The organism is Shivajiella indica (genome assembly GCF_042683085.1).
GTDB classification, from domain to species: Bacteria; Bacteroidota; Bacteroidia; order Cytophagales; family Cyclobacteriaceae; genus Shivajiella; species Shivajiella indica.
In genome coordinates, this window is the sequence record NZ_JBHUIV010000025.1 from 89,810 (window position 1) to 112,049 (window position 22,240).

The 22,240-nt window shown below is 37.9% G+C and carries 20 protein-coding genes; 13 read left to right on the top strand and 7 right to left on the bottom strand.

Annotated features, from left to right (window positions below; genetic code table 11):
* Window positions 1-2: 2 nt before the first annotated feature.
* The 3 genes from ACFSKV_RS16820 to ACFSKV_RS16830 are packed head-to-tail and all read left to right on the top strand — an operon-like array spanning window position 3 to window position 2,607.
* Window positions 3-281, top strand: a complete 279-nt coding sequence (locus tag ACFSKV_RS16820; RefSeq protein WP_380805379.1) for a hypothetical protein — start codon at window positions 3-5, stop codon at window positions 279-281.
* Complete coding sequence (locus ACFSKV_RS16825) at window positions 278-1,042, top strand: MBL fold metallo-hydrolase (RefSeq protein WP_380805380.1); 765 nt, start codon at window positions 278-280, stop codon at window positions 1,040-1,042. The genes ACFSKV_RS16820 and ACFSKV_RS16825 overlap by 4 nt, the downstream gene beginning before the upstream one ends.
* Complete coding sequence (locus tag ACFSKV_RS16830; RefSeq protein WP_380805383.1) at window positions 1,042-2,607, top strand: NFACT RNA binding domain-containing protein; 1,566 nt, start codon at window positions 1,042-1,044, stop codon at window positions 2,605-2,607. Before ACFSKV_RS16825 ends, ACFSKV_RS16830 begins: the two co-directional genes overlap by 1 nt.
* On the opposite strand, the gene pyk is transcribed toward ACFSKV_RS16830, so the two are convergent.
* Entirely contained in the window at window positions 2,608-4,038 is a 1,431-nt protein-coding gene (gene pyk / locus ACFSKV_RS16835) for a pyruvate kinase (RefSeq protein ID WP_380805388.1), read from the bottom strand.
* 13 nt (window positions 4,039-4,051) lie between these two features.
* On the bottom strand, window positions 4,052-4,480 hold the full coding sequence (locus ACFSKV_RS16840; protein WP_380805391.1) for an IPExxxVDY family protein: 429 nt from the start codon (window positions 4,478-4,480) through the stop codon (window positions 4,052-4,054).
* A gap of 152 nt (window positions 4,481-4,632) precedes the next feature.
* On the opposite strand from ACFSKV_RS16840, the gene ACFSKV_RS16845 reads away from it, so the two are divergent.
* Genes ACFSKV_RS16845 through ACFSKV_RS16865 form a run of 5 tightly spaced genes read left to right on the top strand, consistent with a single transcriptional unit; the run spans window position 4,633 to window position 9,942 of the window.
* On the top strand, window positions 4,633-4,869 hold the full coding sequence (locus ACFSKV_RS16845; protein ID WP_008629501.1) for an acyl carrier protein: 237 nt from the start codon (window positions 4,633-4,635) through the stop codon (window positions 4,867-4,869).
* A 21-nt stretch (window positions 4,870-4,890) separates the two neighbouring features.
* Window positions 4,891-6,144: a beta-ketoacyl-ACP synthase II gene (gene fabF / locus ACFSKV_RS16850; protein ID WP_380805397.1), complete on the top strand. Its 1,254-nt coding sequence runs from the start codon at window positions 4,891-4,893 to the stop codon at window positions 6,142-6,144.
* 1 nt (window position 6,145) lies between these two features.
* The gene (rnc, locus tag ACFSKV_RS16855; protein ID WP_380805399.1) at window positions 6,146-6,886 is read left to right on the top strand and encodes a ribonuclease III; all 741 of its coding nucleotides are present in this window, start codon (window positions 6,146-6,148) and stop codon (window positions 6,884-6,886) included.
* A 44-nt stretch (window positions 6,887-6,930) separates the two neighbouring features.
* Window positions 6,931-8,778, top strand: a complete 1,848-nt coding sequence (nadE, locus tag ACFSKV_RS16860; protein WP_380805400.1) for an NAD(+) synthase — start codon at window positions 6,931-6,933, stop codon at window positions 8,776-8,778.
* Between the two features lie 39 nt (window positions 8,779-8,817).
* Window positions 8,818-9,942: a prolipoprotein diacylglyceryl transferase gene (locus ACFSKV_RS16865; RefSeq protein ID WP_380805403.1), complete on the top strand. Its 1,125-nt coding sequence runs from the start codon at window positions 8,818-8,820 to the stop codon at window positions 9,940-9,942.
* Here ACFSKV_RS16865 and yidD read toward each other — a convergent pair.
* Window positions 9,924-10,145, bottom strand: a complete 222-nt coding sequence (gene yidD / locus ACFSKV_RS16870) for a membrane protein insertion efficiency factor YidD (protein WP_380805405.1) — start codon at window positions 10,143-10,145, stop codon at window positions 9,924-9,926. The two genes, ACFSKV_RS16865 and yidD, sit on opposite strands and share 19 nt — an antisense overlap.
* Before the next feature lie 76 nt (window positions 10,146-10,221).
* Here yidD and ACFSKV_RS16875 point away from each other — a divergent pair, with 76 nt between their 5' ends.
* The 4 genes from ACFSKV_RS16875 (at window position 10,222) to ACFSKV_RS16890 (ending at window position 17,317) form a co-directional block, all read left to right on the top strand.
* Window positions 10,222-11,676: a BamA/TamA family outer membrane protein gene (locus ACFSKV_RS16875; RefSeq protein ID WP_380805407.1), complete on the top strand. Its 1,455-nt coding sequence runs from the start codon at window positions 10,222-10,224 to the stop codon at window positions 11,674-11,676.
* A 229-nt stretch (window positions 11,677-11,905) separates the two neighbouring features.
* Window positions 11,906-12,727: a PorV/PorQ family protein gene (locus ACFSKV_RS16880; protein ID WP_380805408.1), complete on the top strand. Its 822-nt coding sequence runs from the start codon at window positions 11,906-11,908 to the stop codon at window positions 12,725-12,727.
* 59 nt (window positions 12,728-12,786) lie between these two features.
* Complete coding sequence (locus tag ACFSKV_RS16885) at window positions 12,787-14,820, top strand: ComEA family DNA-binding protein (RefSeq protein ID WP_380805410.1); 2,034 nt, start codon at window positions 12,787-12,789, stop codon at window positions 14,818-14,820.
* Window positions 14,821-14,887: 67 nt separating this feature from the next.
* Window positions 14,888-17,317 carry a zinc-dependent metalloprotease gene (locus tag ACFSKV_RS16890; protein ID WP_380805411.1) on the top strand — a complete coding sequence of 810 codons (2,430 nt, stop codon included), beginning with the start codon at window positions 14,888-14,890 and terminating at the stop codon, window positions 17,315-17,317.
* A 66-nt stretch (window positions 17,318-17,383) separates the two neighbouring features.
* On the opposite strand, the gene ACFSKV_RS16895 is transcribed toward ACFSKV_RS16890, so the two are convergent.
* The 4 genes from ACFSKV_RS16895 to ACFSKV_RS16910 all read right to left on the bottom strand — a co-directional run bounded on the left by ACFSKV_RS16895 (window position 17,384) and on the right by ACFSKV_RS16910 (window position 19,572).
* A complete protein-coding gene (locus ACFSKV_RS16895) occupies window positions 17,384-17,575 on the bottom strand; it encodes a DUF2256 domain-containing protein (RefSeq protein WP_380805413.1) in 192 nt (63 codons plus the stop codon).
* Window positions 17,524-18,069, bottom strand: a complete 546-nt coding sequence (locus ACFSKV_RS16900; protein ID WP_380805415.1) for a hypothetical protein — start codon at window positions 18,067-18,069, stop codon at window positions 17,524-17,526. The genes ACFSKV_RS16895 and ACFSKV_RS16900 overlap by 52 nt, the downstream gene beginning before the upstream one ends.
* Before the next feature lie 91 nt (window positions 18,070-18,160).
* Window positions 18,161-18,499, bottom strand: a complete 339-nt coding sequence (locus ACFSKV_RS16905; protein ID WP_380805416.1) for a nucleotide pyrophosphohydrolase — start codon at window positions 18,497-18,499, stop codon at window positions 18,161-18,163.
* Complete coding sequence (locus ACFSKV_RS16910; protein ID WP_380805418.1) at window positions 18,499-19,572, bottom strand: mannose-1-phosphate guanylyltransferase; 1,074 nt, start codon at window positions 19,570-19,572, stop codon at window positions 18,499-18,501. Before ACFSKV_RS16910 ends, ACFSKV_RS16905 begins: the two co-directional genes overlap by 1 nt.
* Before the next feature lie 475 nt (window positions 19,573-20,047).
* Here ACFSKV_RS16910 and recQ point away from each other — a divergent pair, with 475 nt between their 5' ends.
* Window positions 20,048-22,228 (top strand): DNA helicase RecQ, encoded by a 2,181-nt coding sequence (gene recQ / locus ACFSKV_RS16915; RefSeq protein WP_380805421.1) that lies wholly within the window; start codon window positions 20,048-20,050, stop codon window positions 22,226-22,228.
* The last annotated feature ends 12 nt before the right edge of the window (window positions 22,229-22,240 follow it).

The window sequence follows — 22,240 nt, forward strand, 5'->3', positions numbered from 1 at the left end:
CTATGAATATCAAGTACACCAAAAACTTCCTTGACAAGCTAGAAAATATTTTTGCCGCCTCGGAATTTATTTTGCGGTACGAAAAAGGAAATTTCAAATCAGGTTACTGTGTACTCAAAGAGAGTAAAATTGTCATTATCAATAAATATTATACCTTGGATGGTAAAATAAATACACTTATTGATATCATTAAGGAGATCGGTTTTGCTCCTCAGGATTTTATAGATCCAAAGATTCAGGATCTCTTAACTGACCTCCGGAAAACTGAATTAAAGCATTGAAAGTTACATTTCTTGGTACAGGAACATCCCAGGGGGTACCGGTAATCGGTTGCGATTGCCTGGTGTGCAGTTCATTGGATTTCAGGGACAAAAGAACCCGGAGTGCCATTCATATTGAAGTGGATGGAAAAAGTTTTGTCATTGATACTGGACCTGATTTCAGGACCCAAATGCTCAGGGAAAAAATAAACAGCCTGGATGCTGTAATTTTCACCCATGAACATAAGGACCATACGGCTGGATTGGATGACATCAGACCTTATAATTTTTCCCAAAAAAAAGATATGCCTATCTATGGGGCAAAAAAAGTTCTCCATCAGATCAAAAAAGAATTCTCTTATATTTTTGAGGAAGTAAAATACCCAGGAGTTCCATCTGTTATCCCCCATGAGATTACCAATGTCCCCTTCATTGCCGAAGGGATCAATATTATCCCCATTGAAGTGATGCATTATAGACTTCCTGTTTTTGGGTTTAGATTCAATGATTTCACCTATATCACAGATGCCAAGCAAATTGAGGAAAAAGAACTGGAGAAAATCAAAGGAAGTAAAACACTGGTGCTCAATGCGCTTCAAAAAAATCACCATATTTCCCATTTTACTTTGGAGGAGGCCATACAAATGGTCAATATTATCCAACCTGAAATGGCCTATTTTACACATATCAGCCATAAACTTGGAAATCATCAGGAAATTGAATCTTCCCTTCCTTCACATATCCGCTTGGCTTACGATGGACTGAAGCTAAAAATTGACTGATGCATCTGAATTACCACTTTTTAAAATACCTCTGTCCTGAACTTTCTTTGAAGTTTACAGGAATGAGGATTATTACCTGTTTTTCACAAAATAAAGACGAACTGGTGATCGGATGTGCCAATCATACCGGACAATGCTATATCCGTGCTAATCTCCTCCCTATCATATCCTGTCTTTCATTTCCGGAAGAATTTAAAAGAAGCAAAAAAAACACGGTTTCCTTATTTCCGGAATTGATCGGCCAAATCATTACAGAAATCAAGGTATTTTCATTTGAAAGGGCATTTAAAATAAATTTTGATTCGGGAGATTCTCTGGTTTTTAAACTTCATGGAACCAGAAGTAATGTACTTTATTACCCTAAAGACTATCAATTACCTGCTTCCATATTCAGGAATGAATTAAAGGAAGATAAAAACCTGCAACTAGCTGATATTGAAAAGCATTTGGATCTTAGTTTTGATAACTTTCAATTAATGGAAGGAAATGCATCCCAATTTCTTCCAACCTTGGGAAAAATCCCAAGGGAATGGTTGAAATCCAAAGGCTATATAGAGGCAGATCTGCAAACCAAATGGCGTTTGATACAGGAAGTCCTGGATCTTCTTGACAGCCCCCATTATGCTATTATCAAGGAAAATAATGAATTTTTACTCAGTCTCCTTCCGGTGCAAAAGGCTGTATTTGATACTTCTGATCCTGTTGAAGCAAGCAATGAACTTTTCCGTTACAAGGTTGTCATTCAGGCATTTGAAAAAGAAAAAAACCAATGGATAAGAATATTTGAGGAGCAGAAAAAAAAGACGAAAGCCTACATACTAAAAACTTCCCAAAAGTTGGAAGAACTGGAAAAGGAGGTTCCCCCCTCACAAGTGGCCGATGTCCTAATGGCCAATCTGCATCAAATTCCTCCAGGTAGTGAAGCGGTGCTCTTATTTAACTTTTATACCCAAAAAGAGGAACCCTTCAAATTGAAAAAAGGCCAGACCCCACAAAAATTTGCTGAAACACTCTACCGAAAATCCAAAAACAGGAAAAAGGAAATAGACCAATTGCATCACAATCTGGATGAAAAAGATAAAATGCTTTCCCAAACCATGGACTGGATTGAAGATCTGAATGGGATTAAGGATTTTAAATCATTGAAAGAATTTATCAAATCAAAGCATTTATCCGCGCGGCAAAAAGAAAAAGAGGAACAGGTTCCATACAAAAGATTTGAAATAGAAGGATTTGAAATATTAGTGGGAAAATCAGCCAAAGCGAATGATGAACTCTTGAGGTATTTTGCATGGAAGGATGATTTATGGCTACATGCAAAAGATGTTTCGGGTTCTCATGTGGTGATAAAATACCGTTCAGGAATCAATTTCCCCAAAACAGTAATTGAGCGGGCCGCTGAACTGGCCGCCTATTATTCCAAAAATATAAATGAAAGTTTGGCTCCTGTAATCTATACTCCTGCCAAATTTGTCAGAAAAGTAAAAGGCTCCCCTTCGGGAGCCGTAATGGTTGATAAAGAGAGTGTATTGATGGTGGTACCGAGAGGGCCTCAGGAAAACTGATCACTCCACTTCGTGAATTTTCAGCATATTGGTCCTTCCTTTGTCTTTCAAAGGCATACTGGCAGTATTGATGATGATATTGCCCTTTTTCACATAGCCATCTTTCTTCAACTGATCCTGAATATCCATAAAAGTAGCATCAGTGGAAATATTACTTTCATAGTAATAAGATCTTACGCCCCAGACCAAGCTCATCTGGGTCATCAGTTTTTTGTTTCTGGTAAACATGATCAGATTAGCCAATGGCCTAAAAGATGCCAGTCTCAAAGCTGTCATGCCGGAACTTGTAATACCCACCAAAGCTTTGGCTTTCACGTTTCTTGACAGTCTGGCTGCCATTAAGGTGAGATTTTTACTGTAGAAATTCGGATCATCTTCTGGAATCTTGTACAAATGATGGTAAACATCATGGTTGTTTTCAATGTAACTGATGATGCTGCTCATGGCCTTGACAGCATTCACCGGAAATTGCCCGGAAGCGGTTTCTGCTGAAAGCATTACTGCATCTGCACCATCCAACACTGCGGTGGCCACATCATTGGTTTCCGCCCTCGTAGGTCTGGGATGTGTTGTCATACTTTCAAGCATCTGGGTAGCTATGATAACCGGCTTGCAAGCCAACTTACATTTTGTTACTATTTGCTTTTGCCAAAGTGGAACTGTTTCCATGGGAACCTCCACACCCAAATCTCCTCTAGCTACCATGATGGCATCCGTGGCTTCAATGATTTCATCAATATTCGAAAGTGCTTCAGGCTTTTCTATTTTGGCTACAATTTTACAGTCTTTGCCTGCATCTTGAATCCTTTCTCTAAGGTCTTTGATATCATCTGCAGTCCTTACAAAGGAAAGAGCAATCCAATCAACATCCTGTTTTAAACCAAATTGCAAATCTTCCAAATCCTTTTCGGTCAAGGATGGCGCGGAGACTTTGGTATTTGGAAGGTTTATCCCTTTTCTTGATTTCAACATTCCTCCATGGATTACAACACATCTTACATTTTTACCATCTGTATTATTGACTGCAAGTTCTATGTTTCCATCATCAATTAATATCCTGTCCCCTCCTTTAACATCATTGGGTAGATTTTGGTAAACAGTGCTTACCAATTCTGCATTTCCAACAACAGGTTCATTTGTAATGGTTATTTTCTGGCCAGGTAAAATCTGAACACCTCCATTTTCCATTTCACCGACACGGATTTTCGGACCTTGAAGATCCTGAAGAATACCAATATTGGAACCGGTTTCCTTATTGATTTCCCGGATCATTTTGATCACCTGCTTGTGGACTTCGTGATCCCCATGCGAAAAATTCAATCTGAAGACATTGGCACCTGCAGAGACCAAACTTCTTAAAGTATCAATATTATTGGATGCTGGACCTATTGTTGCTAAAATTTTTGTCTTGTTGTAAAGTGCAATACTCATTGATGGTTTTGGATTAATAGGTTAGTAAATTTTCTTTTGATTTTAGTTTGTTAATGTCAAGTTTTACTGCGCTTTGAATATATCTTATTTGGCTTAGGCGCTCAATATACACATTAATATCCAATTCGAAGGTCTGGTCCTGAATGAGGAGAAAGTAATCAAACATTTTTAATTCCGGCACAAGATATAAGGCATTGCCATCATCAGAATGCGACCTGTTTTTCATCAATTGGACAAAACCATGTTCTTTTTCTTCCAAAAACTGAGAGATTTTCAATTGGGGCTGGTGAAGAAATTCAGGCTCAAAATCATTGATTTTGATTAACTTGACACCAAGTGCCTGATTGATCAACCAGGCCATTTTGTAGTCTTTGACTGGAGACACCAGTCCAAGTAGTTCAAAGTCAAATTGATGCTCTACAAATAGTTTGATTTTCTTCATTAGTGGGAAGAATATTAAAAAACAAAGTTATAAATAATCCTCCAAGTTCAACGGTTTGAAAGAATATCTTGAATTTAGTTATTACATTTTTTTGGCAATAAGGCATTAAATATATTTCTTTGCGGAGTGTTTAAATTTAAACTGATCAAAAAATGTCTGAAATTGCACAAAAAGTAAAAGCCATTATCGTTGATAAATTGGGCGTTGAAGAATCTGAAGTTACTCCTGAGGCTAGCTTCACAAATGATCTTGGTGCTGACTCTCTGGATACAGTAGAGCTCATCATGGAATTCGAAAAAGAATTCAATATTTCCATTCCGGATGATCAAGCTGAGCAAATCGGCACTGTAGGTCAGGCTATTAGCTATCTGGAAGCTAACGTAAAATAAATAATCACTTAAAATTCATTTATGAATTTAAGAAGAGTTGTAGTAACAGGTTTAGGTGCCCTTACCCCAATTGGCAACACCGTCGAGGAATACTGGAACGGTCTCTCAAATGGGGTAAGTGGTGCTGCTCCTATTACTAGATTCGATGCGTCTCTTTTCAAGACCCAATTTGCCTGTGAAGTTAAAGGATTGGATGTAGAACAGTTCATTGACAGAAAAGAGGCGAGAAAAATGGACCTTTTCACTCAAATGGGTTTGATTGCATCAGACCAGGCTATAATTGATTCCGGTCTTGATATCGAAAAATCAAATCTAGATAGGATTGGGGTGATTATGGGTTCAGGAATCGGTGGTCTGCGTTCCTTTCAGGATGAGGTCACGGCCTTTGCCCAAGGAGATGGCACGCCAAGATTTAACCCCTTCTTTATTCCAAAGATGATTGCTGATATCTGTGCTGGATTTATTTCAATCAAGTATGGATTCAGAGGTCCAAATTTTGTAACAGTATCTGCATGCGCTTCGGGAACAAATGCCATCATTGATGCATTTAATTATATCCGACTTGGAAAGGCAGATATTTTTGTGACCGGAGGAACAGAAGCTACGATTACCGAATCAGGTGTTGGTGGCTTTAATGCCCTCAAAGCACTTTCCCAGAGAAATGATTCTCCACAAACAGCATCAAGGCCTTTTGACAAGGAAAGAGATGGGTTTGTTTTGGGAGAAGGAGCCGGATGTCTGATTTTGGAGGAATATGAGCATGCCAAAGCCAGAGGTGCAAAAATATATGCTGAAATGGTAGGTGGTGGAATGTCTGCTGATGCCTATCATCTTACTGCACCTCATCCGGAAGGTTTGGGAGCAACCAATGTGATGCTCAATGCGCTGCATGATGCAGGTATGAAACCTGAAGATATTGATTATGTAAATGTTCATGGCACCTCCACCCCATTAGGTGATGTAAGTGAAGTAAAAGCTATTCAGAATGTTTTTGGTGAACATGCCTATAAGCTGAATATCAGCAGTACCAAGTCCATGACAGGACACCTTCTGGGAGCTGCCGGTGCTATAGAAGCCATTGCCAGTATCCTGGCAATAAAAAATAGTCTGGTTCCTCCTACCATAAACCACTTCACAGATGATGAGGAATTTGACAGCAAATTAAACCTGACTTTCAACAAAGCTCAAAAGAGAGAAATCAGGGCTGCATTAAGTAATACTTTTGGATTTGGTGGGCACAATGCTTCCATCATTTTCAAAAAAATCAACGAGTAACTTGAAACTATCCAGATTACTCAGATTACAAGCATTATTTTATAATAAAAATGAAAAAAGGCTTGCTACTGCCATTAAACATATGGTTGGTAGTAAGCCTTTTAATTTATCATTATACAAACTCGCTATAAAACATATCTCTGTAGCAGAAGAAACCATCAATGGATTTAAGATCTCGAATGAAAGGCTGGAATATTTGGGAGATGCGGTTCTGGGTGCCGTGGTGGCTGAGTTCCTTTTTCTCAAATTCCCATACAGGGATGAGGGATTTCTAACAGAAACCAGATCCAGGATGGTCAATAGAGAAGCCCTTAATCAGATTGCCATCAAGATCGGTCTGGCCAAAGTGGTGGACATTGAATACAAAGGACGAAACCTGAGTTCCCATAAATCCATTTATGGAGATACACTGGAAGCAATCGTGGGTGCGGTGTATTTGGACAGAGGATATAAATTTTGCAAAAGATTCATTCTCAAATGCATCATCATCCACTTTGATGTAGATGATATTATTTCCACTACCTCCAATTTTAAAAGTAAGATCATAGAATGGTCCCAAAAAGAAAACAAAGAGGTTGATTTCCGGACAATTTCAGTTACAGGCAACCAACGATTTAAAGAATTTCATGTACACCTATATGTGGGAGGTGAACAACTTTCTGAAGGAAAAGGACCAACAAAAAAGAAAGCAGAACAGGAAGCTTCCAAAAATGCCTGCGAAAAACTAAATATTGCAATTTAGAACACTATCTTTGAAAACAGTGTTTTGTATTTTTACTTCTGAATATGTCCAAACTTCATATTGCTTTAGCCACTGTTAACCAGACTCCCCTTAACTGGTCAGGCAATCTTCAGCATATCATTGAATCTATCAAGGAAGCAAAAACTCTTGGTTCAGAATTAATATGTTTTCCTGAATTGGCCATTTGTGGCTATGGAAGTGAAGATCTTTTCCTTAGCTATTGGTATCCTCAGAAGGCCCTCAAGCAATTAAATGAATTAGTCGCCTTTACCGAAAATATTACAGTTGCCGTAGGAATACCCATAAGAATAGCCGACAAGGTCTATAATTGCATGTCAATAATCGAAAACAAGCAGATTATAGGTTTCGTCGCCAAACAATTTATGGCAATTGACGGGGTTCATTATGAATTCAGATGGTTTACTCCTTGGGAACATGGAAAAGTTATACAGTTTGATTTTTTTGGACAGGAAATACCATTAGGAGATATAGTTTTTGAAAAAAACGGAATAAAATATGGTTTTGAAATCTGCGAAGATGCCTGGAGGGGCAAATTAAGACCGGGATACAGACTAAAAGACAGAAAAGTAGATATTATTTTTAATCCCAGTGCCAGTCATTTCGCTATGGGAAAAAGCATCCTGAGGGAAAACCTGGTCAAAGATAGTTCAGGGTTATTTCATGCCACATATTGTTACATCAACCTCCTTGGCAATGAAAGCGGAAGAATGATATTTGATGGTGAAATATTGGTTGCTGACAAGGGAAAGCTCTTACTCAAAAATGACCTTCTTTCCTTCCAAGACTATCAGGTCAGGACATTTCTATTTGATAAAAGCCAAAATGACCATAATCCATTAGAAAGTAAACATGACAAAAATGAAGAATTTGTAAAAGCCGCCTCTTTGGCTCTTTTTGATTATTTAAGGAAAAGCAAAAGCAAGGGCTTTGTTCTTTCCCTTAGCGGAGGCGCTGATTCCTCCACTATTGCTGTATTGGTTGCAGAAATGGTCAGGAGAGGTATGGAAGAATTAGGAGTTAATCATTTCATAGAAAAATCAGGCATTCCTTTTGTCCCAAAAACTGATAACCCAGTAATAGAATTTATTGGCCAAATCCTGACAACTGCTTATCAGGCCTCCGATAATTCTTCATTTTCAACATTTCAAAGTGCCAAATCACTTGCAGAAAGTATTGGAGCAGGGTTTTTGAACTGGGAAATCTCAGATGAAGTCAGGTCATATACTGAAAAAATCGAAAAAGCCATTGGGAGAAAACTGAGTTGGAAAGAAGATGACATTACGCTTCAAAACATACAGGCAAGAGCCCGTTCTCCTATCATTTGGATGCTTGCCAATATTAAAAATTCGCTATTACTTAGTACTTCAAACAGAAGTGAGGGGGATGTGGGATATGCTACCATGGATGGAGATACAAGTGGAAGCATTTCACCTATAGCAGCAGTTGACAAGCATTTCATCATCCAATGGCTGAAATGGGCAGAAAAAGAGCTTCAATATAGTGGATTACAAAAAGTTAACAGCTTACAGCCAACGGCCGAATTGAGACCTGCCGAAAACAATCAAACCGATGAGACCGATCTCATGCCATATTCCTTGATTGTAGAAATTGAAAGATTGGCTATAAGAGACAAAAGATCACCTCTGGATGTCTATTTGATCTTGAAGGAAGAATTGGGCATGGATGAAAAAATGCTGAAAGTTTACATAAAAAAATTCTTTACCCTTTGGTCACGTAACCAATGGAAAAGGGAAAGGTTAGCTCCATCCTTCCACTTGGATGAATTCAATGTAGACCCCAAGACCTGGTATAGGTTCCCTATTCTATCAGGATCTTATGAAGAAGAGTTAAAAGAGTTGGATACTTATTAAAAAAGGGTAATTTCACATCCCTTGGATAAAATATTAAAGATGAATACGATTGATTTTATTTTAAGCTATGTAGTCTGGAGTCCCAATCCGGCTGTTTTCCCTAGTTTTGAAAGACTGAGATGGTATAGTCTCTTGTTTGCCTTGGGCTTTATCATTTCCCAACAGATAATGTTTTACATTTATAGAAAAGAAGGGCAAGATGAAAGATTAGTTGACAAACTGACCATTTACATGGTACTGGCTACCATCATTGGGGCAAGGTTGGGGCACGTTCTTTTCTATGAACCGGAAAAATATCTCAGCAACCCCATTGATATATTAAAAGTTTGGGAAGGAGGTCTGGCCAGCCATGGTGCAGCAATTGCAATTCTATTTGCCCTATATCTCTATGCTAAAAAAGTACCTTCCCAGACCTATTTATGGGTTGTGGACAGAATTGTCATTGTTGTGGCCATGACCGGCGCAATGATTAGGGTGGGTAACCTGATGAATTCTGAAATTGGTGGAAAACCTACAGGCAGTGACAGTGGCTTTGTATTTGCCAGAGATGCAGAGGAAATTATTGAGACATTGAGAATTCCGGTTGCTTCGGTAGAGGCTTATAAACCTTCAGAAAGGGCTTCGGAACTAACCGGAAATGGAATTGTCCCAGTAAATTTTGATATCAAAGTTGAAAAAGGAGGATATAGTGAAGCCGACCTTAAAACTGCTATTGAAACTGATGTTAAATATGTGTTGACGAGATTTAGAAGTTCACAAAAATACTTGGCGGAAAACCCTGAAACCCCTCTTAAATACAATTTAAAAGACGAGGGAGATCATTATTTAGTGAGTGTTTACACTTTTGGTGTGGCCCGATATCCGACACAGATTTATGAGGCAGTATCCTATCTGATCATCTTTTTGATATTATATTGGATTTGGAAAAAATATAAATCAAGACTTCCGGATGGTCTCTTTTTAGGATTGTTCCTTATTTCAGTATTTGGAATGAGGTTTATTTGGGAATTTTTGAAAGAAAACCAGGTTGATTTTGAAGAAGAATTAAGCCTCAATATGGGACAAGTATTAAGTATACCTTTGGTTGTAATCGGGATTATCCTTGTGACAATGGCCTTGAAAAAAGGTTTTAAACCAGAAGAATCTCAAGGAACCGGGTCATGACCATGGCCGCCCCATGGATGACAGCTCGCAATCCTTTTAATACCCAACCATCCTCCTTTGAATACCCCATGCTTAAGAATGGCTTCTTTCGCATACTGACTGCAAGTAGGTGTATACCTACAAGTAGCAGGAAATAAAGGAGATATCAAATATTGATAAACCAAGACAGGAAATACGGCTATTTTTCTGATAATTGTTTTCAACTCTATATTGTATTTAAAATCATAAGAAATTTATATGAATTAAAGTTCCTTTATAATTTCAGTTCGTCAAAAAGTTTTGAATTCTTTCATCTCACATAATGCCCTTTTACTTCTCCTGTTCCTTTTTTTCGCAAAGGGTACAATTACTTTTGCTCAGGATGAAGTAACTGACCAGGATAGTATCATGCTTACCCCTCCAGGAAGGGTAGTCATAAACAATATTTATGTGGTAGGTAATGAAAAAACAAAAAGAAACATCATTCTTAGAGAAATCACCCTTCAAACCGGAATTTACTATGATTGGGAAGAATTGATCTCCCTGATTCAAGCTGACCAAAAGAAAGTTTATAATCTTCAACTTTTTACCAGTGTAGAAATTACTCCATTATTAACCGGAAGTGAACAGATAGAACTTTTGGTTGCAGTAACCGAAAGGTGGTATATCATTCCCAATATTATATTTAATCTTGCAGATCGGAATTTTGCTGAATGGTGGACCAACCAAAACCGTGATTTATCCAGGGTAAATTACGGGGCACGCTTAATCCATAACAATGTAGGAGGAAGAAATGAAAAATTGCGGATCGGTGCCCAATTCGGATTTGTCCGATCTTTTGAATTGATGTACAGTAAACCTTATATAGATAAAAAGCAAAAACACGGGTTGTCGGCACAATTCAATTATTTTACCCAAAAAAATATACCGATCAAATCTTCCAATAACAAACAAGTCTTTTATCAAAACGAAACCGAGGATGTTTTACGCAAAACCAACACCACTTTATTAAGGTATACCTATAGAGGAAGTTATTATAATTTCCATTTTGTGACGATAGGATATAGCAATACCTGGATAAGTGACGATGTTTTTATCCAAAATCCTGATTATTTTTTACATGATGATAACACATTGAGGTATTCGCTCATTAGTTATACTTATCGGCATGACAACCGTGACAATATCGCTTATGCGACGGAAGGTCAGGTACTCAGTTTAGGCTTGAACAAATACGGCTTGTTCAACGGTGATGATGTTCAGGACATCGAATTCACCCTTAATGCCAATAAATATAAAAGACTGGACAATAGATTTCATGTTGTCAGTGGCTTATCTTTAAATTATTTCTTTGGCCAGCAACAACCATACACCCTTGTCAGAGGAATTGGATATAATCCCAATTTCATTAGAGGATATGAACTGAATGTGATTGAAGGACAATTTGTTTTAGTTCATAAAAACAGTTTCAGGTATAAGCTATTTGAAACAGGCTTTGATGTTGGCGACTATATGCCCTTGGATGAATTTTCATACATTCCCTTTAAATTTTATTTAAGTGCCAATTTTGACCAGGGATTTGTCAACGACAAAAATAAATTACCTGAAAATACAAGATTAACGAATACCTATCTTTTCGGTTATGGATTGGGCATTGATATGGTAACTTTGTATGATATGGTTTTTAGGTTTGAATATTCCATCAACAACCAAAATGAAAGTTCATTTTTTATCAATTTCAGAGCTCCTTTTTAAACTTCAAATCCAATATCCAAAATTTAAAATCCTAAATCCAACGTTATTGGTTTTTCCAAATCCCGAAATCCCAATTCTGGCCCGATTCTGTCATTTATCTCTCTTAGTTTTTGTCTCTTGATTCTTGCATACTGCTTCCCACCATCAATTTATCCGATTATTATCCGATTATAATTTTCAAAAAGTTTACTTCTACCCTATTTTAATATACTGATTAGGGATTTTTTTAATGAAAAAGCTATTTTTTACCTATTTTTCTTTGGTATTATTCAATAACATTTTTGCCCAAAGCGGCAATGAGACACTTCCCAAGGGTGCCAGGAGCACTGGAATGGGAGATGCCCATGTGACCTTGGGAGATGTTTGGAGTGTTTTTAATAATATCGGAGGATTGAGTAGAATTGAATCTTCCCAAGTAACTTTTTCTTACGACCATAGGTTGAATCTAGAGGAATTGACCACCTTAGCGGCAGCTATTGCCTTTAAAAAAGATAATTCTGCATTTGGATTAGGAGTTTCCAATTTTGGCTCGGATTATTTTTCCCAAAGCCAATTGGGACTTGGGTTTTCCAACCAGCTGGGCATTGCCAGTTTGGGAATTAAAGTCACCTATTTTCAGACAAGCATTGAGGGGTTTGGTACCGGTAGAGCAGCAATAATTGAATTTGGTGGTGTGGCCGAACTCAGCCCTGAATTATTTTTTGGAGCCCATATTTATAATCCCAATAGAGCCAGATACGGGAAAAATTCACCTGACCATCTCCCTACAGTAGTCAAAGCCGGATTATCATATCGAGCATCCGACAGGGTTATGCTCAATATTGAAGCTGAAAAAGATATTTTGTTGGAGCCATTGGTCAAGATTGGACTGGAATATAACATGCTGGAAAAAGTATGGGCAAGAACAGGATTGAACACTTTCGCTCAATCGTTATTCTTTGGAATCGGATTCAAAACAAGAAAAATCCAAATTGATTATGCCATGACCCAGCATCCACAATTGGGGTTTACCCATCACTTTTCATTTAATTATTCTTTTCATGAAAAATGAAAACTGCAATTGTCATGCTCTTTTTTCTATTTTGCCTCCCTCCTTCATTTGGCCAAATAATGAAGAAGGGTGAAATAGACATGGAACAGTTTGTTGAGGAATTATTTTCCATGCAGGGTAATGAAGGGGATTATGATGAGCAGTATGAAAGTTTATTGCAGATCTTGCTAAATCCTATTCATCTTAACAAGACTTCACCTGAAGAACTGAAATCCCTCTATATTCTCAGTCCGGTGCAGATCAATAATTTTTTTGAATATAAAAGGTTGTTCGGAAATTTATTGTCAATCTATGAATTACAGGCAATTCCGGAATTCGATTTAGAAACTATTTATAAACTCCTTCCTTTCGTTACACTTGATGAAAATTTAAAACCCAAATCATCTCTTCTTGAAAAAATTCCGAATGAAAAAGATGCCTATTTTATTTTTAGGCAACAAAGAGTCTGGGAAACCAGGCGGGGGTTCACAGCCCCAGACACCCTGAACGGTAGAATTACCAGTCGCTATTTGGGTGATCCAAACAGCCTCTATGGAAGGTTCAGGATACAACATTCAAAGGATTTCAGTTTGGGATTTACAGTAGACAAAGACCCAGGTGAAGTATTTAAATGGGACAGGAAAACAAATCGATATGGATTCAATTTTTTATCCTATCATTTCACCATGTATAACCGTGGTAAATGGAAAGCTATAAGTATTGGAGATTATCAAATGCAGTTTGGGCAAGGGCTGGTTTTCGGGGCAGGCTTTTCTGCGGGAAAAGGATCGGAAACCATTACCACCATAAGAAGAAGTAATCTTGGTATAAGACCTTATACGGCCGCCCTTGAATCCGGTTTTTTCAGAGGTATTTCAGCCACTTACAAAACCGGCCCTATCCATTTAACTATGATGGCATCGAATGCTCCAAGGGATGGAAACCTCCATATATCCCCTATGGACACCAGTGAAAATCAAACCGAGATTATCACTTCTTTACAGACAAGCGGTCTACACAGAACCCCAACCGAAATCAGTTATAAAAACCGGTTAAGGGAAAAAAACCTTGGGGGTAACCTCCACTTTCAAAGTAGGAAAAAACACTTTCAACTAGGTATTAATTCACTATGGACTCAATTCAGCCAACCATTTTTTAGGACGGAAAGAATTTACAACTCATTTGAATTTTCCGGAAAAAATAACCACATCCATAGCCTTTATTTCGCATATAATTTCCAAAATTACTTCTTCTTTGGAGAAACTGCTATTTCTGCCAGTAGAGGAACCGGTTCAATTTTGGGCATGATGAGCAGTCTTCATCCCAAATTATCACTATCAGTGCTTTGGAGATTTTATGACCGCAATTTCCATACCTTTTATGGAAACTCCTTTTCTGAAAATTCAAGATCCATCAATGAAAACGGGATTTATATTGGCATACATTTCAAACCCAACCAGAAATTCAATTGGTCCTATTATTATGACAGGTTTCATTTTCCCTGGTTGCGCTATAGGGTCTATGCCCCATCTTCAGGTCATGAATGGTTGACAAGATTAAGCTTTAGTCCTTCAAAGAAAACCTTGCTTTTTTTCCAATTGCGGGAAGAATCCAAGGCAAGGAATATTAGTGAATATCAAGGATTCCAATCGTCCTATCTTCTCGACCAGGGATTGAAAAGGAATTTTGTGGTAAATCTTGACCAGAGAGTAGATAAGGTTTGGAGTTTCAAATCCAGGGTTACAGCTAGCAGTTTTCAATTTGGCGGAAAAAAGACCAGGGGTTTTGCCATCAGTCAGGATGTCAACATTGATAAAGAAAAATGGAGGATTTCTTCCAGGTTTGTGTTGTTCGACACCGAGGATTTTGATAACAGGCAATTCATTTATGAAAGAAATGTACTTTGGCTGTTTTCTATTCCCTTTTTAAACGGTCAAGGTCTAAGATATTACTTTTTAGCGCAGTACAAAATCAGTCCAAAGCTCAGTATTTGGGCCCGGTATAGCAGAACTCTTTATACCGACCGGGAATTCATAGGAACCGGGTTGCAGCAAATTAGCGGAAATAGGATAACAGAGAGTGTACTTCAACTTAGGTACCAGTTCAATAGATAAATTCCACAGTCGGTTTATCTTGCTTAGAAGTATTTTAATAAATTCAAGGATTGAAATATATTTAACCATGAATAAAAATCTATACTTAACTACCATCTGGTTTATCTTTTTTCCCTTGTTGCTTTTTGCCCAGGGAATAGACAAAGACAACCTTCAGAAAAAAGAAGGATTTCTGACTATTTATCTGGACGAAGATAAAGGGAAAATCTACCTGGAGATCGATAAACTTGACCATGAATTTCTTTACGTCAATTCCATGCCGGCAGGAGTAGGTTCCAACGATATTGGACTTGATCGGGGACAATTGGGAAGAACAAGAATTGTAGAGTTTAGAAAGGCTGGAAATAAACTTCTTTTGGTACATAAGAATTACGATTTCAGGGCATACAGTGATAACCCGGCCGAGGTTAAATCAGTCAGGGACGCCTTTGCAGAGTCAGTACTGTGGGGATTTGAAATCAGTCAACAGGAAGGTAGCACTTATTTAGTAGATGCTACAACATTTTATCTGCAGGATGCTCACAATGTGGCTGAAAAACTGGGTAGTGCCAGACAGGGAAGCTATAAGACAGATGCCTCAAGATCTGCAATATATTATCCGATGACAAAAAATTTCCCTGAAAATACAGAAGTGGAAGCAGTTATCACTGTAACAGGATCGCCCACTGGAAATTATATCCGATCTGTAACCCCAACCCCCGAGGCTGTTACCGTAAGGCAAAGGCATTCCTTTATCAAATTACCGGAAGCTGGATATCAACCGCGGGCATTTGATCCAAGATCAGGTTATTTTCATATCAGCTATATGGACTTCACCACACCCATAGGAGATCCTATGGAAAAAAAGTTTATCTCTAGGCATAGATTAGAAAAGAAAGACCCTAATGCAGAAATTTCAGAACCGGTAAAACCCATTGTCTATTATCTGGACCGTGGAACTCCTGAACCGGTAAGGTCAGCTCTTTTGGAGGGAGGAAATTGGTGGGCTGCAGCTTTTGAGGCTGCAGGATTCAAAAATGCCTATAGAGTAGAACTTGCTCCGGAAGACATGGATCCTATGGATGTAAGGTTCAATGTAATCCAATGGGTCCACAGATCAACCAGAGGTTGGTCGTATGGCTCATCTGTGAGGGATCCGAGGACCGGAGAAATCATCAAAGGCCACGTTACTTTAGGTTCTCTAAGAGTAAGACAGGATTACCTGATAGCACAAGGACTGCTTCAACCTTTTGAGGAAGGAAAACCCAAAAATCCTGAAATGTTAGAAATGGCATTAGCAAGATTGAGGCAACTTTCTGCCCATGAAATTGGTCATACCATTGGCTTGGCCCATGCCTATGCCTCTTCACCCACTAACAGAGCCTCTGTGATGGATTACCCATACCCTTTAATCACTATGGACAAGGAAGGCAAGATAGACATGTCAAATGCTTATGATGATAAAATCGGGGATTGGGATAAATGGGCCATAAAATATGGATATGCCACGGTTCCAAAAGGGCAAAATGAAAAGGCTTTTCTAAACAAAATATTGGAAGACACCTATGCTGCTGGACATACCTTTATTTCTGACGCGGATTCCAGGCATCCTAGCGGTAGCCATGGTACAGCCCACCTTTGGGATAATGGTGAATCCGCCAGTGAGGAACTCATGAGAATGATGGAGATAAGAGCTAAAAAACTCCAATCTTTTGGCTTAAATAGCATTGAGGTCAACCAACCTGAAGCATTAATGGAAGAAGCTTTGGCACCTCTTTATCTGATGCATCGCTACCAGGTGGAAGCTACTTCCAAATTGATCGGTGGTTTGGATTATACCTACAAAATCAAAGGAGATAACCAAAGAACACAAAGCAGGTTAGATGCTGCAAAGCAGAATAAAGCTCTGGAAGCTTTGATTTTCACTATCCAGCCTGCACAGCTTGTTCTACCTGAATTCCTCATCAACAATCTCCCCCCTAGACCTATGGGATACAACAGGACAAGAGAAACATTTCCCTCAAGAAACGGATTGAATTTTGATCCTTTGGCACCGGCTGAAAATGTAGTGGATATGACCTTCAGCTTCCTGTTTGATGCAGGTAGGGCCAACCGACTGCACCAACAGAAATTATTTGATTCTACACTTCCTTCTTTTTCTGAAGCGTTGACCAAAGTCTCCAATTCAGTTTTTACCCAGGCCAATGAGTCAAATTACGAAAAAGAAATCAGGATGATGACCCAAAACAAACTGGTAGATCAACTCATTGCCCTTTCCAAAAATCCACAGGCAACGGCTCCGGTTAGGGCAATTTGCAGGAAACAACTGAAAGACTTTACCACTAAACCTTTAAGTGGGAATACCGGCATACAGTCCTCTGATTTTAAATCTTATATCAATGAAAAAATATCAGCCTACCTGGAATTACCGGAAGAACTGAGCAGCCCATCCCCAATTGCTGTTCCAGATGGAGCTCCCATAGGAAGTGAGGATTTGTCCTGTGATTTTGATTATTAAGCAAGGCTCCCATTCCATCATTTTTGTTTAATAAAAAGTGGTGGAATGGGAGGTTTAAGTAAAAGGCTATTTGGGAAAGGTTTTTGATCCAGCACATTTTTTGGAACAATATTTTACATTTTCCCAATTCTTTTCCCATTTCTTCCTCCAAGTAAATAGTCTATGACAAACCGGACAAACTTTGGTTGGTAAGAACTCTTTTTTCATCAAGTCAATGTTCCCCTTACGAATCTGTAAGTTACCGGAATGATAATCCATTGGTTGGCAGCATAATCATACATTCTTTGGGAATAGGTAATATCCAATGTCAATTGGTCTACCAAAACAATATTTTGAAATTCGGCATTTTCCAGAACAGAAGGAATTTGTTCCCTACTAACGAATTCATCTTTAAGCTGGTCAAAAGTGACAAAAAGCCTTATTGGAGTAGGTAAAAATCTGATTATGGGAATTCCCTCAAATTCCGTTAGTACATTTGCTTCCATAATAGAAAAGTTCATTTCTTCAGTATTTTCATTTGTAAAAGACAAGCGGTTATTCAATTCACCCTGAACTTCCTCTATTTCCAACAACAAATTAGGAGTGGACTGTCCATTATTGTTGAAATCCATAGCTATTCCTGCTGTAATAGCCTGCAAATTATAATTACCATAAAAATATTTTAAAGGTGGAATGGGGTCTGGATCTTCAGAACATCCCGAATAAAAAACGATCACAAATAAGACCGGGAATTTTACCAATAATTTTTTCATCACTCACTCTATTTTCTCAAATTACAATATATCCATTTGATCAAGCAAAACAAATACTTCTGCCCTTATGACTTTCCAAATCAGGAAAATGTTAAATCAACTTTTTGTTTTCTCTATGTCGGTTTTTGTCCCGGATATTTTTTTTCTCAAAATTTTTCTGAAGTGCTTCAGTAAGATCAACCCCGGTTTGGTTTGCCAGGCAAATCAATACCCAAAGTACATCAGCCATTTCATCTGCCATGTCTTTATCCTTGTCGGAGTCTTTGAAAGATTGTTCTCCATATTTTCTGGCCATTATCCTGGCCAATTCCCCCACTTCTTCCATCAAAATGGCAGTATTGGTGAGTTCATTGAAATATCGGACTCCTACGGTTTTGATCCAATCATCAACAAGCTCTTGCGCTTCTGCTATAGAAATTTCTTTTTTCATTAGACAAATCCTTCACCCTTTTCTTTTGCATCCTGGACGAAAGCTCTAAATTTTTTTTCAGAATCCAACTTGCAGATCAATAATACATTTTCACTTTCATTAATCAGGTAATTATCCAGGCCTTGTATGACAACCAATTTATCATGACCCACTTTAACATAACAATTTTCAGTTTCATATAAAATAGCATTGGCATCAATAACATTATTAAAACCATCCTTTGGCTTATTGTCATATAAACTAAGCCAAGAACTCAAATCAGACCAACCAAAATCTCCCATAACCATAAATACTTCATTTGATTTTTCCAAAATGCCGTGATCTATGGAAATGTTCTTTACTAAAGAATAAGCTTTTTGGGTAAATGCCTCTTCCTGGCTTTTGTTGTAATAAGCATTCCCTTCTTCAAACACCTCTGCAACATCGGGCATATATTTTTCGAATGCATGGATAATACTTCCAACTTTCCATAGCAAAATCCCTGAATTCCAAACAAAATCACCGCTATCCAAGAACATTTTGGCCAATTTACTACTAGGTTTTTCTGTAAAGGTCTTTACTTTTTTTACAGGATTCCCCGGATCCGAAATAAACTGTATATAACCATAACCCGTTTCGGGTCGATTGGGTTTTATCCCTATTGCAATCAACTTGTTCCCTTCCTCACAGGCGTCTAAGGCAATTTGGATTTTTTCTCTGAATTTTTCTTCCTGCACAATCAGGTGGTCTGAAGGTGTAACAATGATTTTTCCATCCGGATCTGATTGGGCTATTTTATAACAGGCATAGGCAACACAGGTTGCTGTATTCCTCCTCAAAGGCTCTGTGAGAATTTGGTTTTCAGGTATTTCAGGTAATTGGTCTTTCACCAAATCAAAGTAATTTTTGTTGGTAACCACATAAAAATGCTGACTGTCTGAGAATTTCACAAACCTGTCATAGGTCATTTGCAACATGGTTCTTCCGGTTCCCAAGATATCCAAAAACTGTTTTGGCCTGTTATTTCTGCTATAGGGCCAAAAACGGGAGCCAATCCCCCCTGCCATGATAACTATATAAGGTTTATCCTTCATTAACACTAAAATATTTCACCCGCTTTCAATAATGCCTGAATATGAAAAAAACCAATGATATTATCATCATTCGGATTCTACCGATTGTGTAATTTATCCAATCCCCTAATTCTACTCTATAATATTTGATCAAATGGGAAATACTTTTAACCGCTATTTCAATTTTGTTAAAAATTAAGAATTTCAATCGAATTAATTTAGAAAAATATTATTTAATTTATTGTTAATGAACATTTTACTATCTTTTCCTTTTCAAAAACCCGAAAAAGAAAAAAAGAATTGAATACTCATCTGCTTTGATTTTTTTATTCTCTAACCCGAAGCTTTTTGGCCAATTTTTTTAGTACATGTTTTAATATTTTTTGTTAACTTCAAAAATACCTTTGGTAATCACTAAATTTGTGTAAAGGTAGCTTAGAAATACCTCTTGCTTATTAGAAACCCAGAAGGAGCAACTTCAAAATTTAAATTTGCTGTGGATCAAATCGTAAAAGAAAACTTAAAAAAAATATTTGGTTTTAGCCAGTTCAGAGGAAACCAAGAACCAATTGTAGATAATATTCTTAAAGGTAATAATACATTCGTGATCATGCCTACCGGGGCCGGAAAATCACTTTGTTATCAACTTCCGGCTGTCATCAAGGATGGGACAGCCATAGTTATTTCCCCTTTAATAGCCCTGATGAAAAACCAAGTGGATCAATTGAATGCCTTTGGAATAAATGCGCATTTTTTAAATTCCACCCTGAACAAATCTGAAACCAATAAGGTAAAAAAGGAAGTACTTTCAGGAAAGACGAAATTACTGTATGTGGCTCCTGAATCATTGACCAAAGAGGAAAATATTCTTTTCCTTAAAGACGCAAACTTGAGTTTTGTGGCAATTGATGAGGCCCATTGTATCTCTGAATGGGGACACGATTTTAGGCCAGAATACAGAAAAATAAAATCGATCATAGCACAAATTGGTCCTGATCTCCCTGTAATTGCCCTCACAGCAACTGCCACACCCAAAGTTCAGCAAGACATACAACGAAATCTTCAAATGGAAGAAGCTGATCTTTATAAGTCTTCCTTCAATAGGACGAATCTTTACTATGAAGTAAGACCAAAAATTAAAAACGAAACAAAAAAACAGATTATCAAATACATTAAATCCCATAAAGGGAAGTCAGGAATAATCTATTGTTTAAGCAGGAAAAAAGTTGAGGAGATTGCAGATTTACTGAAAGTAAACGGTATTAAAGCAGCTCCTTATCATGCAGGACTTGATCAAAGTGTCCGGGTGAAAAACCAGGATGATTTCCTGAATGAAGAAGTAGATGTGATTGTGGCCACAATTGCATTTGGAATGGGTATCGATAAGCCTGATGTCCGTTATGTGATCCATTACGATGTACCAAAGTCCCTGGAAGGCTATTATCAGGAAACCGGCCGTGCAGGTAGAGATGGACTTGAGGGACATTGCCTGATGTTTTACAGGTATGACGATATCATCAAATTAGAAAAGTTCAATAAAGACAAGCCGGTCACTGAAAGAGAAAATTCCAAAATTCTTCTTCAGGAAATGGCCGCTTATTCAGAAAGCTCAGTGTGCCGCAGGAAATTTCTACTTCATTATTTTGGTGAAATGATGGAACAGGATTGTGGATTTTGTGATAACTGTAAGAAACCAAAAGAGAAATTTGAAGGAATGGATTATTTGACTGCAGCAATTGAGGCAGTCAAGGAAACCAATAACAGGTTTAATATGGATCACATTGTAAATGTGATCAGAGGAGAGAGCAATGATTATATCACCAGCTACAAACACGACAAACTGGATGTTTTTGGCAGGGGAAAAGAAGATGATGAAAGGCTATGGAGAACAGTCATCAGGCAGGCCATGATCGGAGGGTTTCTTGAAAAAGACATTGAGAATTATGGGGTAATAAAAATCACGCCAAAAGGTGAAAAATTCCTTGAAGCCCCATATTCAGTCACATTTTGTAAGGACCACAACTTTGAGGAGATGGTGGAAAATGAAACACCTGAAGAAACTCCTTCAGCCGGTGGTGTTGCCTACGATGAAAAATTATTTGAACTTTTAAAAGCTGAAAGAAAAAAAGTTGCAAAAGCAAAAGGACTGCCTCCCTATGTGATTTTCCAAGATCCATCTCTTGAAGAAATGGCAACAGTATATCCCACTACCAGGGAAGAATTGGCCCAGATCAATGGTGTGGGAATGGGAAAAGTGGTTAAATTTGGAGCATCCTTCCTCAAACTGATTGAAAACTATGTGGAGGAGAATGATATTATCACGGCTTCTGATGTAGTGGTCAAAACATCAGGAACCCGATCAAAAGTCAAGATTTCCATAATTCAGCAGGTGGACAGAAAAATTGATCTGGATGAAATTGCAGAAAACCTGAATTTGACAATGGAAGAACTACTTCAGGAAATTGAGCAGATCATTTACAGTGGGACCAAATTGAACATCAATTATTATATTGAAAACATCATGGATGAGGAAAGAGAGGAAATACTCCATGATTATTTCATGACTGCTGAGTCTGACAATATCAGGGTCGCACTTCAGGAGTTGGAGGATGAGGATTTTGCGGAAGAAGAAATCCGTGTTTACCGAATTAAGTTCATTTCGGAACACGCTAACTAAAAAAAGAAATTA